Origin of the sequence: Achromobacter sp. (assembly GCF_032113835.1) — a bacterium.
GTDB lineage: Bacteria > Pseudomonadota > Gammaproteobacteria > Burkholderiales > Burkholderiaceae_B > Achromobacter.
The window spans coordinates 35,662-53,098 of the sequence record NZ_DAMCTG010000031.1 but is presented as its reverse complement, the minus strand read 5'-3'; the positions used below and the strand labels follow the sequence as shown (position 1 = coordinate 53,098).

Annotated in this window: 12 protein-coding genes; all 12 read right to left on the bottom strand. The window is 67.4% G+C overall.

Annotated features, from left to right (window positions below; genetic code table 11):
• A partial coding sequence (locus tag RT697_RS13275) for a four-carbon acid sugar kinase family protein (protein WP_313699449.1) occupies nt 1–269 on the bottom strand: 269 nt, incomplete at its 3' end.
• Complete coding sequence (locus tag RT697_RS13270) at nt 266–1,252, bottom strand: 2-keto-3-deoxygluconate permease (RefSeq protein WP_409517437.1); 987 nt, start codon at nt 1,250–1,252, stop codon at nt 266–268. The genes RT697_RS13275 and RT697_RS13270, both read right to left, overlap by 4 nt.
• A gap of 192 nt (nt 1,253–1,444) precedes the next feature.
• Nucleotides 1,445–3,535, bottom strand: coding sequence for a TonB-dependent siderophore receptor (locus RT697_RS13265; RefSeq protein WP_313699454.1), 2,091 nt, complete (start codon nt 3,533–3,535; stop codon nt 1,445–1,447).
• Nucleotides 3,536–3,853: 318 nt separating this feature from the next.
• Nucleotides 3,854–5,602, bottom strand: coding sequence for an AMP-binding protein (locus tag RT697_RS13260; RefSeq protein ID WP_313699446.1), 1,749 nt, complete (start codon nt 5,600–5,602; stop codon nt 3,854–3,856).
• A 29-nt stretch (nt 5,603–5,631) separates the two neighbouring features.
• A complete protein-coding gene (locus RT697_RS13255; RefSeq protein ID WP_313699444.1) occupies nt 5,632–6,219 on the bottom strand; it encodes a chalcone isomerase family protein in 588 nt (195 codons plus the stop codon).
• Nucleotides 6,183–6,728, bottom strand: a complete 546-nt coding sequence (locus RT697_RS13250; RefSeq protein ID WP_313699442.1) for a DUF4442 domain-containing protein — start codon at nt 6,726–6,728, stop codon at nt 6,183–6,185. The genes RT697_RS13255 and RT697_RS13250 overlap by 37 nt, the downstream gene beginning before the upstream one ends.
• Before the next feature lie 13 nt (nt 6,729–6,741).
• A complete protein-coding gene (locus RT697_RS13245) occupies nt 6,742–7,941 on the bottom strand; it encodes an acetyl-CoA C-acyltransferase (protein WP_313699440.1) in 1,200 nt (399 codons plus the stop codon).
• Nucleotides 7,942–7,957: 16 nt separating this feature from the next.
• The gene (locus RT697_RS13240; protein ID WP_313699438.1) at nt 7,958–10,348 is read right to left on the bottom strand and encodes a 3-hydroxyacyl-CoA dehydrogenase/enoyl-CoA hydratase family protein; all 2,391 of its coding nucleotides are present in this window, start codon (nt 10,346–10,348) and stop codon (nt 7,958–7,960) included.
• 55 nt (nt 10,349–10,403) lie between these two features.
• A complete protein-coding gene (locus RT697_RS13235) occupies nt 10,404–11,726 on the bottom strand; it encodes an OmpP1/FadL family transporter (protein ID WP_313699436.1) in 1,323 nt (440 codons plus the stop codon).
• 61 nt (nt 11,727–11,787) lie between these two features.
• Nucleotides 11,788–13,749, bottom strand: coding sequence for a 3-hydroxyacyl-CoA dehydrogenase NAD-binding domain-containing protein (locus tag RT697_RS13230; protein WP_313699434.1), 1,962 nt, complete (start codon nt 13,747–13,749; stop codon nt 11,788–11,790).
• Entirely contained in the window at nt 13,746–15,038 is a 1,293-nt protein-coding gene (locus tag RT697_RS13225; protein ID WP_313699433.1) for an acetyl-CoA C-acetyltransferase, read from the bottom strand. The genes RT697_RS13230 and RT697_RS13225 overlap by 4 nt, the downstream gene beginning before the upstream one ends.
• A 12-nt stretch (nt 15,039–15,050) precedes the next feature.
• On the bottom strand, nt 15,051–17,399 hold the full coding sequence (locus RT697_RS13220; RefSeq protein ID WP_313699432.1) for an acyl-CoA dehydrogenase: 2,349 nt from the start codon (nt 17,397–17,399) through the stop codon (nt 15,051–15,053).
• Between the last annotated feature and the right edge of the window lie 38 nt (nt 17,400–17,437).

The window sequence follows — 17,437 nt, the reverse complement described above, 5'->3', positions numbered from 1 at the left end:
CCATTGACCTTCTTGTACAGGCGCGTCACGCCCGCATCGCGAAGCTGGCGCACGTTGCCGCGAATGACGTCGGCCGCATCGGCCGCGCTTAGCGCGCGGCTGTTGGTCGTGACGGCCAGCACCTCGACGCCGTCGTGGGCCGGCCCGGACAGGGCCTCGTCCGCGCCGCCGATCGACAGGTGCGTGCACCAGCCGGCGCGCACGAATTGCACGGCGGTGTCGCCGGATCCGGTCAGGTCGTCGGCGACGATGGCGATCGTGGGTTTCACAGGGCCTCTCCGCGGGCTTCGGTCAGGGGCGGTGCGACGGTGGCGTCGGGGTCCTCGGACTTCAGTTCACCGGCGCGCTTGAGGAACCAGGATGCCAGCACCGGGGCCAGAATGGAACTGATCAGCACGCATGCGGCGACCTGCGCGGTGGCGGTCGACACGTATTGCTGGAAGTTGGGGTCGGCCGCCGCGACCACGGCGGGCGTGGCGATGGCGTTGCCGGCGGTGGTGCCGGCCGCGAAGCCCAGGCCGCTCTTGCCGCCGCGGCGCAGGATCATGCGGTAGCCCAGGTAGACCAGGCCGCCGGTGATCGGGCTGATGATGAGGCCCAGGATCAGGCCGCTGATGCCGCCGCCAACCACGGCGCCCAGGTCGATGCCGGTGCCCAGCGCGAAGGCGAAGAACGGGATGACGATGTTGGGCACGGGCTTGAGCACGTCACGCCACTTGGGGTCCAGGTTGCCGACGACCACACCCAGCAGGAAGGGCACCAGCGCCGCCACCAGGGCGATCATCGGGATGTCGGCCAGACCGGACGCGCCGAGGAACAGCAGGCTGAAGAACGGGCCGTCGTTGACTGCGCTGGCGACGTAGGCGCCGCGGTCGCGGGCATCGCCGTACTGGCCGGTGTAGGCGAGCCACAGGCCGCCGTTGCTGTTGTCGAACGCGGCCAGCATGGCCAGGATCGACACGCCCCACAGGCCGTCAAGGCCGACGTAGCTGCCCAGGATGATGATGAGCGTGGCGGGCACGAGCGTCTTCATCAGCAGGATGGTGCCGGCGGTCGCCAGGATCGGGCCGCCGGTGCGGGCGTTGACGTGCGTGCCGGTTGCGAAGATCAGCAGCGCGATCAGCGGCAGCGCGCTGTTCTTGAAGAGGGCGGTGGTGAAGCCGCCGATGGCGAGCGCATCAGGGGCGAAGGTGCCGATCAGGGAACCCAGGATCAGCGGCACCAGCATCAATCCACCAGGGATTTTCTGCATCGTGCCAAAAAAGGGCGAGCGGGTAGTTGCGGTCGACACTATCGAGGTCTCCAGGACGATTTTTCTGGGTTGCAGACGTTCATGCGCGCGTCTGTCGGACGGGTGAAAAAATCGTAGTGTACACCTGTACGTACAGCATGTACGTACAGGTTGACCCCAATGACCGTCCCGGATATGGGGACGGTTTCTGCGTCAGAAGCGGTACGCGCCGCTCAACATGACCGTGCGGCGCGCGCCGTAGAAGCAGTCGCCACGATCCAGGCAGACCACTTCGTATGTGCGGTCCGCGATGTTGTTGACGTTGAGCGCGTAACGCCACGGGCCGCTGGAGTAGCTGACCATCGCATCGAACAGCGTGACCGAAGGCGTCTCCGGCGCGCCGCCGTCGCGGAACTTGGACAGGAAGCGCGCCCCGGCGCCGACCGCGAAGCCGGGCTGACCCGCCAGCGCGAAGCGGTACTTGCTCCACAGCGACACCATGTGCTTGGGCATGCCTTCAAGCTGCGGATCGATTTCGGTGTAGATGTAGTTGGCGATCACGTCCACGTTCTGGGTGACGCGCCCGCGCATCTCCAGTTCGACACCGCGCGTGCGCGTCTTGCCCGCCTGGATCTGATTGTTCGGATTGTCCGGATCGTTGGTCTGGCGGTTGCTTTCGCGCAGGTCGTACGCCGCTGCCGTGAATTCCAGGTCGGCGCCCGGCGGCATGTACTTCAGGCCCACTTCCCACTGCTTGCCGCGCATGGGCTTCCAGCGCTGGTCGTAGAAGTCCGCGCCCGCGATGGGGGTGAAGGACTCGCTGTAGCTCACGTACGGCGACCAGCCGTTGTCGGCCGCGTACATCAGGCCGAAGCGCTTGGTGGTGGCCTGGTCGGTTTCCTTGTCCTGGCCTTCGGCCGTGCTTTCGACGCGATCACGGCGGATGCCGGCCAGCAGGATCCAGTTCTTGTCGAACGTGATCTGGTCCTGCGCATAGAAGCCCAACTGCTGCTGGCGCTGCTTGGGCGAGTCGCTGAGCGTGTAGTCGGGCGCGTTGCCATACGCCGGGTGGTACAGGTTCAGCGGCGATCCCAGCCCGCTGTCCGACTGGCTGGTTTCGCGATAACGCGTGTAGTCCATGCCGACGATGACGGTGTGCTGCGTGCGGCCCCAGTTCAGCTTGCCTTCCAGGTTCTGGTCGGCCAGCAGCGTGCGCATGCGCGGCTTGTTGATGTAGTAGAAGCGGTCGACGGTGGTCTGGTCGGGATCGATGTACGAATTGCCGCGACGGTCGCCATACACGTTCGGGTACAGCGATTTGTAGTCCACGCTGCTGACCGTGTTGCGGAAGCTCTGGCGGACCTTCCAGGTGTCGTTGAACTTGTGTTCGAACAGCCAGCCGACGTTGAATTGCTCGGTGTCGTACGCGTCAAAGCCCGGCTCGCTGGCAAAGCGGCGCGTCGGGATGCGGCCGTTGGGGTTGTGCTCGACGGTGCCGCTCCAGGGCAGGAACGATTGCGTCGTGCCGGACCGGTCCTTCTGCCAAGAGGCCTGCAGCGTCAGCGACGTGGCCGCGCTGGGTTGCCATGTGAGCGACGGCGCGAGGAACATGCGGTCGTCCTGCGCGTACTGCACCTGCGTGTCGCTATCGCGGCCCAGCGCCACCACGCGATACAGCCACTGGCCGTCCTCGGTCAGCGGGCCGGTGATGTCGGCCTGGATCTCGCGGCGGTTGAAGTTGCCCAGCTGCACGCCGATTTCGCCCTGCTGCTCGGCCTGCGGGCGCTTGCTGACCAGGTTGACGATGCCGCCGGTGCTGCCCTGTCCGTACAGCATCGACGACGGGCCGCGCAGCACCTCGACGCGTTCCAGGCCATAAACCTCGGTGCGCGGGTTGTTGAAGCTGAAGAACTGGCGCAGGCCGTCCAGGTACTGCACGGGTTCCACGCCACGCACGCGCACGTAATCGCCCCGGTTGTCCACGCCGTAGGCGTTGGGCCGCACGCCGGCCGCGTAGTTCATCGTGTCCTGCACGTTCTGCGAACCCTGGTCGATGATCTGCTCACGCGGGATAACGGTGATGGCCTGGGGAGTCTCGGACAGCGGCGTGTCGGTCTTGGTGCCGGTGGCGCTGCGCCGGGCCACGTATCCGTCGACGGGACCGGTGGCGGTTTCGCCGGTGCCAAGCACCTGCACGGCGGGCAGGGTGGCGGGCTGTTCGGGCTGCGCGTGCGCGGCGCCCGCGCCCAGGCAGGCGGCCAGTGCGGCGGCGGCGGGAACACGGGGGTGCAGCCGCGCGCGCAGGGCGGCCGGGGTGTGATGGTGCTTCAAGAGGATCTCCCCACTGGCGTCGGTTAAGTGCGGCCAGTTACATATAGAAGTAACAATGATAATAATTATCAATTGTGGCGATGTTCCCAGCCAATAGTGCGCGTCGCAGGAAGATGTAAAAAAGCCCTGCGGCCATTCAAGGCGGCAGGGCTTGCTCAGGAAACTTCTGTCAATTCAAGGGGTTGAAGCGATCGCCGGCCCACGCTGGCGCCCGGCGCCGCCACGGGTGCTGTTGGCGGCGCGCCACAATGTTTCAACCGCGAAAACGGGGTACGGTGGGCGGTGCGCCAATCAGCGCTGGCCGGTCGTCTGGTTGACGGTGCTCGCGGTGCTGGCGGACGTGGCGGCAGTTGTGGGAGCCGGTGCTGCGCCCGGCGCCGGCGCGTCGGGACGCAGTTCGCGCCGCAAGATCTTGCCCACGTTGGTGCGCGGCAGGTCGTCGCGGAACTCGATGTGGCGCGGCACCTTGTAGCCGGTCAGCTGGCTGCGGCAATGCGCGATCAGCGTTTCCGCGTCCAGCGTGGGGTCCTTGCGGATCACGAACAGTTTGACCGCCTCGCCGGAGCGCTCGTCGGGTACGCCCACGGCGGCCACCTCACGCACGCCGGGATGCAGCGCGGCCACGTCCTCGACCTCGTTCGGGTACACGTTGAAGCCCGACACCAGGATCATGTCCTTCTTGCGGTCTACCAGATACACGTAGCCGGTCTCGTCGACGTAGCCCACGTCGCCTGTCCGCAGAAAGCCGTCCGGGTGCATGACAAGCGCCGTCTCGTCTGGCCGGTTCCAGTAGCCCCGCGTGACCTGCGGACCGCGCACGCAGATCTCGCCGGTTTCACCGATGCCCAGTTCGCGGCCCGCGTCGTCGCGGATCGACAGGTCGGTGGACGGCACGGGCAATCCGATGGATCCATTGAAGATCTTGGTGTCCAGCGGATTGATGGTGACCGCGGGCGACGTTTCAGTCAGGCCGTAGGCCTGGGCAATCGACACGCCGGTCGCCGCGCGCCAGCGGTCCGCCACCGACCGCTGCACCGCCATGCCGCCGCCCATGGTGAGCCGCAGGCGCGAGAAATCCAGGTGCGCAAAATCGGGGTGGTTGAGCAGCGCGTTAAACAGCGTGTTGACGCCGGTAAAGGCCGAGATCGGCACTTTGCCCATTTCCTTGATCAGCCCGGGGATATCCCGCGGATTGACGATGAGCAGATTGCTTGCGCCCAGCTTCATGAAGGTCAGGCAGTTCGCCGTCAGCGCGAAGATGTGATACAGCGGCAGGGCGGTGACGATGCATTCCTCGCCGTCTTTCACCAGGGGTCTTACCCACGCGTACGCCTGGCTCACGTTGGCCACCATGTTGCCGTGCGACAGCATGGCGGCCTTGGCCACGCCGGTCGTGCCGCCCGTGTATTGCAGGAACGCCAGGTCGGCAGGCGAGAGCTGCATGTCGTTGAACGGCAGGTCGCGCGCCGCCCGCAGCGCATCGCCCAGCTTGTGCGAACGCGGCAGCGACCACGCGGGCACCATGCGCTTGACGCGCCGGACCGCAAAATCGACCAGACGCCCCTTGATCGGACCCAGCATTTCTCCGATGGAGGTGACTAGCACGTGCTCGACCTGCGTGCCCGGCAAGGCCTTTTGCACCGTCGCCGCGAAGTTGTCCGCGACCACGATGGCGCGGGCGCCGGCATCGGCCAACTGGTGTTCCAGTTCGCGCGCGGTGTAGAGCGGGTTGCAGTTGACCACGATGCAGCCGGCGCGCAGGGCGCCGAAGAGGCAAACGGGATACTGCAGCAGGTTGGGCATCATCAGCGCGACGCGGTCGCCGCGGGCGAGGCCGTTGGCGTGCAGCCAAGCCGCGAAGCGGCGCGTCAGCGCGTCCAGTTCGGCATAGGTGATCGACTTGCCCATGCTGATGTAGGCCGTCTTGCCGGGAAAGCGCCGGAAGCTTTCCTCGATGATCGTCACCAGCGTTGTCTCGCCGTCGGTCTCGATCTCGGCGGGCACACCGTAGGGATAGCTCTTGTGCCAGATTCGTTCCATGTCTTGCGGTTCCGTTGGGGCGCAAGGCCCTAGTTGCCCAACAGGGCTTTCTTCAGGGAAGCCTGCGCGGGGCTGTCGCCCAGCCAGACGCGCAGCAGGGCGCGGGCGAAGGCGGGATCGTCGATGCGGCCGCGCGGCTTGCCGTTGCTGGCGATTGCAACGCCACGGGCGTCGAAGTCCAGGTCGATGACATCGCCTTCGCGCGCGGCGCCGATGTCGGCCATCAGGCGCGACAGGCGTTCAGCGGGTTCCTTCAACGCGGCCAGCGCCTGCGAGGGCGTATTGTCGCGCAATCCGTCCTGCAGCGCCCCGTCCAGGCTCTTGCTGTCCACGTCGCGCAGCATTTGCAGACGGATCCGGCGCGGTTCGGTGCTGCCGATGATCGCGGCGGCGTCGTGGGTCTTGGTGGTGACGTACAGCGCCGCCACGTAGACCTTCACGACGAAGCGGGTGCGCAGGCCGGCGCCGTTCAGCGTCAGCGCGTGGCCGCCTTCGGCAAGCTGTTCGGGCACGCGCACGCCGGCGACGTCGACGTCAGCGTGGGCCGGCGCGCCCGCCAGGGTGGCGGCAAGAATCAGACTCAGAGCGGCGGCGCGCCCTCCGGGGTTGAAACGCATTTGTCACCTCCAGTGTTCTTCTGTTTGTAGAACTTCTTGTCTGCGATGTAGATCGTGCGTTCCACGACGGCGTACACGACGTCGTCCCTGTCCTTCAGTTCGACCGTGTAGGTGCGGGTCGTTTCGTGATGCGAGGCGAGAAGACGCCGGATTTCGGCGATCTCGCCCGGCGGCAGCCGGAAGTCGACGTACAGCGTGGTGTAGGCGGGCTTCCTGAATCGGATCGATGCCGCCTTGTCCCACACGATGTGATCGGCGCCCAGCGCCGACATCAGCATGGTCGGATGAGCGCCGTCCGTCACGGCGAACAGCGAGCCGCCGTACATCGACCCCACGATATTGCGCGTGCGGCGCAGCAGCGGCAGCTTGATGCGGATGTGCTGGAAGTCCGGCGACACGTGCAACACGCGGCCGCCGGTGGCGCGAAAGGCCGGATGCAGATTGAAGCCCACCCGCATCAGCCGCGCGCGCCACTCGGGCGACAGGTTCTTGAACCAGTAGGGCTTCACGCTGTTCGCCTGTTTACATGGCCTCGAACAGGCCGGCGGCGCCCATGCCCGTGCCGATGCACATCGTGACCAGCCCGTACTTGCCGCCGGTGCGGCGCAGTCCGTGCGTGATCGTGGCGGTGCGGATCGCGCCGGTGGCGCCCAGCGGGTGGCCCAGCGCAATGGCGCCGCCCAGCGGATTGACCTTGGACGGGTCCAGCTTCAGCTCGCGGATCACGGCCAGCGACTGCGCCGCGAAGGCTTCGTTGAGCTCGATCCAGTCCAGCGCGTCCTGCTTGATGCCGGCGCGGTCCAGCACCTTGGGGATGGCGGCGACCGGACCGATGCCCATGACCTCGGGCGGCACGCCGGCCACGGCAAAGCCTGCAAAGCGGGCGAGCGGGCTGAGGTTGAATTCGCGCAGGATGCGGTCGGACACCAGGATCACGGCCGCCGCGCCATCGGACATCTGCGAGCTGTTGCCGGCCGTGACGCTGCCACGCGTGGAGAACACGGGCTTCAAGCGGGCCAGCGCTTCCAGGCTGCTGTCCGGGCGCGGGCCTTCGTCGACCTCGATAAGCCGGCGCGCCACGCGCACCGCGCCGCTGGCGCCGTCCGGCAGATGCGTGACCACCTCATAAGGCGTGGTCTCGGCGCGGAAGTGGCCGGCAGCGATGGCCGCGCAGGCCTTCTGGTGCGACGCCAGCGCAAAGGCGTCCTGATCTTCGCGCGACACCTTCCAGCGCTCGGCGACCTTCTCGCCGGTCAGCCCCATGCCGAACGCCATGCCGACGTTCTCGTCATGGGCAAAGATTTCCGGATTCATGGACACCTTGTTGCCCATGATCTGCGGCATGGCGCTCATGGATTCGGTGCCCGCGCCGATCATGATGTCGGCCTCGCCCATGCGGATGCGGGCGGCGGCGTCCGCCACGGCCTGCAGGCCCGATGCGCAGAAGCGATTGACGGTGACGCCCGCCACGCTTTGCGGCAGCCCCGCCAGCAGCAGGCTGATGCGGGCCACGTTCATGCCCTGTTCGGCCTCCGGCATGGCGCAGCCGGCGATGACGTCCTCGATGCGGGCCGCGTCCAGGCCCGGCACCTGCGCCAGCGCGCCATTCAGCGCGGCAGCCAGCATGTCGTCGGGACGGGTGGTGATGTAGGCGCCATTGCGCTTGCCCACCGGCAAGCGCGTGGCGGCGACGATGTAGGCGTCTTGGATCTGCGTGCTCATATCCATTTCCTTTAGGCTAGTTCCGAAGTGGCTTGCCGGTTTCCAGCGTGTGGCGGATGCGCGCCTGGGTTTCCGGCGTGCGCAAGAGCGCCACGAATTCCTTGCGCTCCACGGCCAGCAGCCATTCCTCGTCGACCTTGGCGCCGGTCTCGACCTCGCCGCCGCACAGTGCAACCGCCGCGCTGCGCGCCACGCGGTAATCGTGCGCGCTGATCATGCCGCCTTCGCGCATGTTGACCAGCACCATCTCGAAGTTGGCGATGCCGTTGCGGCCGGCCACCGGCACGTTCTGCAAATGTGGGGGCGGGGTGTATCCGGCCTGCGCCGCGGCGCGCGCCTGGCCGATGGCCACATAGAGCAGTTCGCCGGGATGGAACAGCACGATGTCGTGTTCGCGCGCAAAGCCGGCCTCGATGGCTTCCAGCCCGCTCTTGGCGACCTGCGCCATGGCAATCGTCTGGAAGACCGGATGCAGGTACGGGAAGACCTCGCCCGGCGTGGCCGTCCTGGCCGCCAGCGCCGCGGCGCGCGCGGCGAATTCCTTGCTGCCGCCGCCCGCCGGAATCAGGCCCACGCCGGCCTCGACGAGGCCGATGTAGCTTTCCAGCGCCAGCACGCGGTGCGAGGCGTGCATCAGGAATTCGCAGCCGCCGCCCAGCGCCATGCCCTGCACGGCAGCCACCGTCGGAATCTGCGCGTACTTGAACGACTGCGAGGCGCGCTGGAACTTTTCGACCGTGGCTTCCAGCATGTCCCACTCGCCCGCCGCGCAGGCTTCGACCACCTGCTGCAGGTTCGCGCCGACCGCGAAAGGCGCGTCGTGCCAGATGACCAGGCCATCGAATTCTCGTTCGGCCTTGGCCACCGCCTGCAAGACGCCTTCCAGCACTTCGGCGCCCAGCGTGTGGTTGCGCGACGTGACGGACAGGATGGCGATGCCCGCGTCGACCTGCGGCAGGTTCCACAGGCGCACGCCTTCGTTTTCCCAAACGGTGACGCCACGGTCGTCGGGGGCTTCGCCCACGACGCGCTCCGGGAACAGCTGGCGCGCGTACACCGGCAACGTGGAGCGCGGATGCAGCTTGCCGGTGCGCGCGGAATACGAACCTTCAGGGGCATGCACGCCCTGGCGGTTGGACTCCAGCACCCAGGCGGGCAGGGGCGTGTCGCTCATGGCGCGGCCGGCGGCGATGTCCTCGGCGACGGCGGCGGCAATCGCCTGCCAGCCCGCGGCCTGCCACGTTTCAAACGGGCCTTGCGACCAGCCGAAGCCCCAGCGCATGGCCAGGTCCAGATCGCGCGCGTTGTCGGCCACGTGCTCAAGCTGCACGGCGCTGTAGTGGAAGATGTCGCGGAACAGGCTCCACAGGAATTGCGCCTGCGGATGCTCGCTGGCGCGCAGCGCGGCAAAGCGCTTGGCCGGATCGCGTTCCTTGAGCAGCGCCGCAACCTCGTCGGCCAGCTTGCCCGTGCCGGGCGCGTAATTCTGCTTTTTCAGATCCAGCACCTGGATCTCGCGGCCTTGCTTGCGATAGACGCCTGCGCCGGTCTTCTGGCCGAGCGCGCCCTTGGAAATCAGCGCCGACAGCCATTCGGGCAGCGCGAAGTATTGGTGCCACGGATCGTCGGGCAGGTTCTTTTCCATCGTGCCCACGACGTGGGCCAGCGTATCCAGACCGACCACGTCGGCGGTGCGGTACGTGGCGCTCTTGGGGCGGCCGATCTTGGGGCCGGTCAGCGCGTCGACTTCATCGAAGGCCAGTCCCAGGCGCGCGGTATGGTGCATGGCGGCCAGGATCGAGAACACGCCGATGCGGTTGGCCACGAAGTTCGGGGTATCCAGTGCGCGGATCACGCCTTTGCCCAGCGCAGACGTCAGCCAGGTTTCCAGCTGGTCCAGCACGGCCGGTTGCGTGTGCGACGTGGCGATGATTTCCACCAGGCGCATGTAGCGCGGCGGATTGAAGAAATGGATGCCGCAGAAGCGGTCGCGCAGCCCGGCGGGCAGCGCATTGGCCAGCGCGTCGATGGACAGGCCGGAGGTGTTGGAGGCAACGATGGCGCCGGGCGCGACATGCGAGGCAATGCGTTCGTAGAGCGCCGTCTTCCAGTCCATGCGCTCGGCGATGGCTTCGATGATGAGGTCGCAGCCTTGCAGGCGCTCCAGGTCGTCATCGTAGTTGGCGGGCGTGATCAGGGCGAGGCGGGATGCGCCGGCCAGCGGCGCGGGTTCCAGTTTCTTGAGACCGGCCAGCGCCTTCTTGACGATGCTGTTGCGGTCGCCTTCGCGGGCGGCCAGGTCGAACAGCGTGACCGGCACGCCGGCATTGGCCAGGTGGGCGGCGATCTGCGCGCCCATGACGCCGGCACCCAGCACGGCGACGTGTTTGACGACGAACTTGCTCAAAGAAGTCTCCTGAAAAATCGGTCGGACGGCGCGGCGGCCGTCCGACCGTTCAAGCCTAGAAGCGGGACGAGAGCTGCAGGCCGAAGATGTGGCCGTTGCTGTCGTACGTGCCCGCCACGCGGCCCTTGGTGGCCTGGCTGCCGGACGTGGTGTCGATGTCCGTCTTGCGCAGGTATAGGTAGGTGTAGCCGACGTCGATCGTGGTGGACTTCGTGGCGGCCCATTGCACGCCGGTCGAGAACCAGTAGCGATCGTTGTCGGGCAGGGACGTGGGACGGTCGGCGGCATCGTGCACCGGCGATTGGTCGAAGGCCAGGCCGAACTTCCACTTCCAGGCGGGGGCGAACTTGTAGTTGGTGCCCACGGCAACGCGCCAGGTATCGCGGAAGTTGAGCGGCAGCACATCGTCACGCGCGCCCGGACCCGAGTTCTTGATCTTCAACTGGGGGATGCTGCTCCAGCCCGTCCACGACACGTCGCCCAGCAGTTCCCATCTTTCGTTGAGTTGGTGCGTGGCGCTCAGGATCAGCGTGTCGGGCAGGTCGACATTGGCCTTGGCGTCAAACGACACGCGCTGGCCGGTCGGGCCGATGTTGTCGATGTCGGTGTCGCCCTTGGCCGAGTGCTTGATCTTCGAGCGATACGACAGGCCGATGCGGGTGTCTTCGGTGGGTTGCAGCATGAAGCCGACGTTCCAGCCCCACGCGTCGCCCTTCAGGTTCAGGTCCGCGTCGCCATTCGTGGCCAGCGGCAGGCCGGCGATGGGCACCACGGTCTTTTTCTTGTAGTTCGCGTCGATGTGCTGCCAGTTCAGGCCAAAGCCCATCGAGAACTTCTCGTTGACCTTGTAGGCGATGGACGGGTTGACGTTGATGGTCTTGATGTCGAACTTGTTCGAGTGGTACTGGCCGACCCAGCCGTCGTCGTATTCGGTCATCAGGCCGAAGGGGGCGCCGATGCCCAGGCCGATGTACCACTGCTCGTTCAGTTGCCAGGAGGCATAGATGTTGGGCACGACGCCCAGGTGGCCCGCGTCCCCGCCATTACCGCCGGTGGGAATGGAACCGTTCAATCCTGATCCGGGAATGCCGGGCACGCTGGGATTGCGGCTGTTGCCGTTGTCCGAAAACTTGAACGACGGCTTGATCAGGTTTACCCCGCCGGAGAAATTAAGGCCCGGCAGATAGGTCAAGCCTGCCGGGTTGAAATACATGATGCTGGCATTCTCCGGGTTTGCCGCCGAGCCGGCATACGCGTTGCCCAGGCCGCTGGCGTTCTGCTCCAAGAGCTGAAAGCCGGCAGCGTAGGACGTTGCGGATGCGCCCAGGCCGACCAGGATGGCCGACAGGGTGCTCAGGGACAATGGACGTCTGCGCATGGTACTGACTCCTCGAGTTGAATGTGTGTCTCTTTTCCACTGCCGGCCTGGTGTGGCCGGTCTATTCGGCGCGAGCCGCCGTACTGCGGTGCTGCTGGGTGCTGCCGTCTTCGTAATGCAAGGGGCCGCCCGTGAAAGGCGCGAAACCCGTCCCAAAAATCACGCCGGCGTCCGCCAGGTCGGCGTCGGCCACGATGCCGCTGGACACGCGTTGCCGCGTCGCGTCGATGAGGGGCTGGATCAGGCGCTGCGCCAAGCCGGCCGGCGCGGCGGCGGGGTCGCGCTGCTTGACCGGCTTGCCGTCGCGCCAGGTGTAAAAGCCCTTGCCGCTCTTCTTGCCCAGTTCGTTGCGCGCCAGGCGGTCGGCCAGGCAGCGCGGCGGTTCCGCGCCGTCGGCAAGCTGTGCACCAGCGTCGCGCGCGATGTCGAGACCCACGGTGTCCGCCAGTTCCAGCGGCCCCATCGGCATGCCGAAGGCCACCATGGCGGCGTCCACGGATTCCGGTGCGACGCCGTCGTCCACGCTGCGCATGGCCTGCAGCATGTAGGGCGCCAGCACCGCGTTCACCAGAAATCCGGGCGCGCTCTTGACCGGCAGCGCCAGCTTGTCGATCTGGCCCACGAAGGCGCAGGCGCGGGCCGCGATGGCGGGATCGTCGCCGTCCGCGTGCACGACTTCCACCAGCGGCATCTTGGCCACCGGGTTGAAGAAGTGGATGCCCACCAGACGTTCCGGACGCGCCAGGCCCTCGCGCAGTGTTTCCAGCGACAGGCTGGACGTGTTGGTGGCCAGCAGCGCGTCCGGCTTCATGCGCGGCTCCAGCGACTGGTACAACGCGCGCTTGGCCTCGGGCTGCTCGCTGATGGCTTCGATGACGACGTCCGCCAGCGGCACGCCGCCGCCCGCCGGATCCGGCACCAGCCGGTCGAACGCGGCGCGCGCCAGGCGCGGATCCTTCAGGCGGCGTGCGTAGAGCTCGGCGGCGCGCTTGATGGCGGGCGCGATGCGCGACATCTCCTGGTCCTGCAGCGTGACGGTCATGCCTTTGAGTGCGCACCATGCCGCGATGTCGCCGCCCATCACGCCCGCGCCCACCACATGCACGTGGCGCGCCGGCGCGGCGCCGGGCTGCTTGCCATTGGCCTTCAGGCGCTCCTGCAGGCGGAACACGCGCAACAGGTTGCGCGCCGTGCCGGACGAAATGATGCGGTCGATGAGGTCGGGCGCCTTCAGCGCGTTGCCGCCATGCTTTTCCCAGATCTCCACAATGGCGGGCGCGGCCGGATAGTGGCCGAGCGGATCCTTGGCGGCAATCTGCTTGCGGGCGCGGTTGGCGACGATGGCCTTGAACGGCCAGCGGTTCAGCAGTCCGCCCAGGCCGCGCGCGCGGCGGGCGGGCTTGCGAGACAGGACGGTCTGGCGCGCCGCGGCGAGCAGCAGGCGCGGCGGGACGCGCGCGTCGACCAGCCCCAGCGAAGCCGCGCGGCGCGCATCGGCGCCGCGGCCGGTCAGCATCATGTCCAGCGCGGCGGGCGCGCCGATGACCTGCGGCAGGCGCAGCATGCCGCCCCATCCCGGGAAGATGCCCAGCATGACTTCGGGCAGCGCCAGCGAGGCGCCGGGCTGATCGGCCACCAGCCGGTAACGGCAGGCGAGCGCCAATTCAAGGCCGCCGCCCAGGCAATGGCCCTGGATGAGCGCCAGCGTCGGATAGCGCACGCCGGCCAGGCGGTTCATGAGGTTCCAGCCGCGCGACACCAGTCCGCGCGCCTGCTCGGGCGTGTCCAGCGTTGCGAATTCGTTGACGTCGGCGCCCACGATGAAGCCCGTGGCCTTGCCGGACTGGATGATGAGGCCCTTGGGCGGATCGGCGTCCAGCGCGTCCAGCACCACGGAGAGTTCGGCCAGGGTGTCGGCCGACAGCGCGTTGACCGCGCTGCCTGCGCGGTCGAAGGTCAGCCAGGCGAGCCCGTCGGGGTCGCGGTCCAGGCGCCAGTGGGAAAGCGTATCCAGTGTCGTCATGGGCGGTCCTCGTCCAGGGTTTCGACCAGCATCGCGCCGCCTTGGCCGCCGCCGATGCAGATGGCCGCCATGCCGCGCCGGGCGCCGCGGCGCTTGAGCGCGTGCAGCAGATGCAGCACGATGCGGGCGCCGGATGCGCCCACCGGGTGGCCGATGGCGATGGCGCCGCCGTCGACGTTGAGCCGCGCGGCGTCCAGTTCGCCCCAGGCGGGCGTGCCGAAATTCTGCTGGCAGTAGGCCTCGTCCCGCCACGCGGCCAGGCAGCCTAGCACCTGCGCGGCGAAAGCCTCGTTGATCTCCCACAAGTCCAGATCATTCAAGCCCAGGCCATGGCGCTGCAGGATCGGCGTGGCGGCATGCACCGGACCCAGGCCCATGATCGCGGGATCCAGACCGGCCCATTGCGTATCGACAATGCGTCCCAGCGGGCGCAGGTTCCATTTTTGAACGGCCTCTTCCGAGGCCAGCACCAGCATTGCGGCGCCGTCGGTGACCTGCGAGCTGTTGCCTGCGGTGATGTTGCCCCAGGGCTTGTCGAACACGGGCTTGAGCTTGGCCAGCTTGTCCGGCGTGGAGTCGTCGCGCACGCCGTCGTCGTGGGGGTGCAGCTTGCCCTGCGTGTCGATGAGCGGCGTGATCTCGGGCATGCCCGCCGCGCGCGCGGCGAGCGCGCGCTGGTGGCTGCGCGCCGCGTAGGCATCCATCGCGGCGCGGTCGATGTGAAAGAGCGTGGCGATATTTTCGGCAGTCTGTCCCATCGACAGGCCGACGACCGGATCGGTCAGCCCCTTGAGCAGGCCGATGACGGGGGCCAGGTTCTTCGGCCGGAACCCGCCCAGCGCCTTGAGTTTGGCGCCCACTCCGCGCGCGGCGTACCAACGCGACAGCCAGCGCACCATGCCGTCCGAAAACAGCACCGGCGCGCGCGACAGCGCATCGGTGCCGCCGGCCAGCACCAGGTGCGAACGGCCGTTCTGGATGTTGGCAATGGCGGAATCCAGCGCCTGCATGCCGGACGCGCAGTTGCGCATGACGGTCCAGCCGGGCACGCGATCACCGCAGCCCAGCCGCAGCGAAATCACGCGGCCGATGTTGACTTCTTCGGGCGAGGGGGCGGCGCAGCCCACGATGACCTCGTCCAGGTCAGAGGGCGCGTAGGATTGGCGCAGCAGCAGGGCGCGGCCGGCCTGTACCGCCAGATCCCCGGCGGAGAAGGGTCCCGGACCCGTGCGGGCCTTCAGGAAGGGCGTGCGTGAACCATCGACGACGTAAACCGGTTTGAATGCCATCCGTTCCCTCCCTCAGGCGACCTTGCGTTCGGCCGTGGGCCGGTCTGCGTCGGCGGCGCCGAGGTCAAAGGGGAAATCATCCACTTTGACGACGGTATCGCGCAAGCGGTTGCGGCGCTTGACGACCGCATACTCTTCGGCGGTGATCGCGCCGATGGTGACCGCCGCGTCGGCGATGTCGCGCACGTTGGCTTGCGGATTGCCGTCCATGACGCCGCGCTTTTCAAGGTCGCGGATCTTGGCTTCGATGGGCTCGGCTTCGAGCGTGGCGGCCAGCGCCTGCTCGATGGCGCCCACGGGTTCGTCCGCGGTGTCGGGCAGATGGCAGCCGGCTGTCAGGCGGTCGCGCGTGGCGTTGGGGCTGATCAGCAGCCGTGCCACGTCCTGGCCAAGCTGGTCGGACGGCGGAATCTGGCTGTGGCCCCACGGGAATACGATGCGGCGGATGATCCACGCGACAGCGCGATTCGGGAAGTTGTCCAGCACGCCGTCAAAGGCCTCCTGCAGCTTGCACAGCGCGTCCTGGATCGACCAGTGCGCCAGCGGCGCGTCGGCCGCCTGGCGGCCTTCGTCCTCGAAGCGCTTGAGCGTCGCGCTGATCAGGTACATCTGCGACAGCACATCGCCCAGGCGCGCCGACAGACGCTCGCGGCGCTTCAGGCTGCCGCCCAGCACCAGCATCGATGTGTCCGCCAGCAGCGCGAACGCGGCCGAATAGCGGCCCAGCAGCTGGTAGTAGCGCTTCATGTCCGGCGCGACGTCGGCGTTGACGGCCACGAAGCGCGCGCCGGTCAGGGAGGCGCCCAGCGCCCGCAGCGTGTTGCGCACCACGAAGCCCGCATGGCCCCAGAACGCGGCATCGAAATCGTCCAGCCCCTGCTTGCGGTCCGATGATTGCGCGGCCTGCATTTCGGCCAGCACGTACGGATGGCAGCGGATCGCACCCTGGCCGAAGATGATGAGGCTGCGCGTCAGGATGTTGGCGCCTTCGACGGTGATGCCGATGGGGATCTGCTGGTAGGCGCGGCCCAGAAAGTTGGACGGTCCCAGGCAGATGCCCTTGCCGCCGATCACGTCCATGCCGTCGTTGACGACCTGGCGCGCGCGTTCGGTGACGTGGTACTTCACGATGGCCGACACGACCGAGGGCTTTTCGCCCAGGTCCACCGCGCCCGCCGTCATGGTGCGCGCGGCGTCCATCATGTAGGTGTTTCCGCCGATGCGGGCCAGCGCCTCTTCGACGCCTTCGAACTTGCCGACCGGCATGCGGAACTGGCTGCGCACGCGGGCATAGCCGCCCACTGCACGCGCCGTCAGCTTGGACATGCCGGTGTTGGACGAGGGCAGGGAGATCGAGCGGCCCGCGGCCAGGCATTCCATCAGCATGCGCCAGCCTTGGCCGGCCATCGCGGGACCGCCGATGATGAAGTCCAGCGGCATGAAGACGTCGTTGCCGCGCGTCGGGCCGTTCATGAACATGGCGTTCAGCGGGAAGTGGCGGCGGCCTGTGTCCACGCCGGGGTGGTCATGCGGAACCAGCGCGCAGGTGATGCCCAGATCCTTCTTGCCGCCCAGCAGTCCGTCCGGATCGTAGAGGCGGAACGCCAGGCCCAGCAGCGTGCAGACGGGCGCCAGCGTGATGTAGCGCTTGTCCCACGTGACGCGCATGCCGATGACCTCGCGGCCCTGCCATTCGCCCTTGCAGACGATGCCGCTGTCGGGGATGGCTGCGGCGTCCGAGCCCGCCCAGGGGCTGGTCAGCGCGAAGGCCGGCACCTCTTCGCCACGCGCAAGACGCGGCAGGTAATGGTTCTTCTGTTCCTCGGTGCCGTAGTGCAGCAGCAGTTCGGCGGGGCCAAGCGAATTCGGCACCATGACCGACACGGCCAGCGCGGAGGACCGCGTGGACAGCTTGGTCACGATTTCGGAATGGGCGTAGGCGGAGAACGCGAGGCCGCCGTATTGCTTGGGAATGATCATGCCGAGGAAACCCTCGGACTTCAGATAGTTCCAGACGTCGGCGGGCAGGTCGAAGCGCTCTTGCGTGACGCTCCAGTCATTGACCATGCGGCACGCGGTCTCGGCCTGATTGTCCAGGAAGCGCTGCTCTTCGTCGGTCAGGCGCGGCCGCGGATAGGCAAGCAGACGGCTCCAGTCGGGACGGCCGCGAAAGAGCTCGCCTTCCCACCAGACGGTGCCGGCCTCGAGCGCATCGCGCTCGGTGTCGGACATCTGCGGCAGCACCTTGCGGTACAGGTTGAAGATCGGCGCGGACAGCAGCGCCCGCCGGATGGGGCGCACGCCCAGCAACACGGCGGCCAGGAGCGCAATGACAACCAGCGCGACGATGACTGCGTACATTTTCTTGTCTCCTCGTTGTTCTTCAGTTGCCTGGCGGT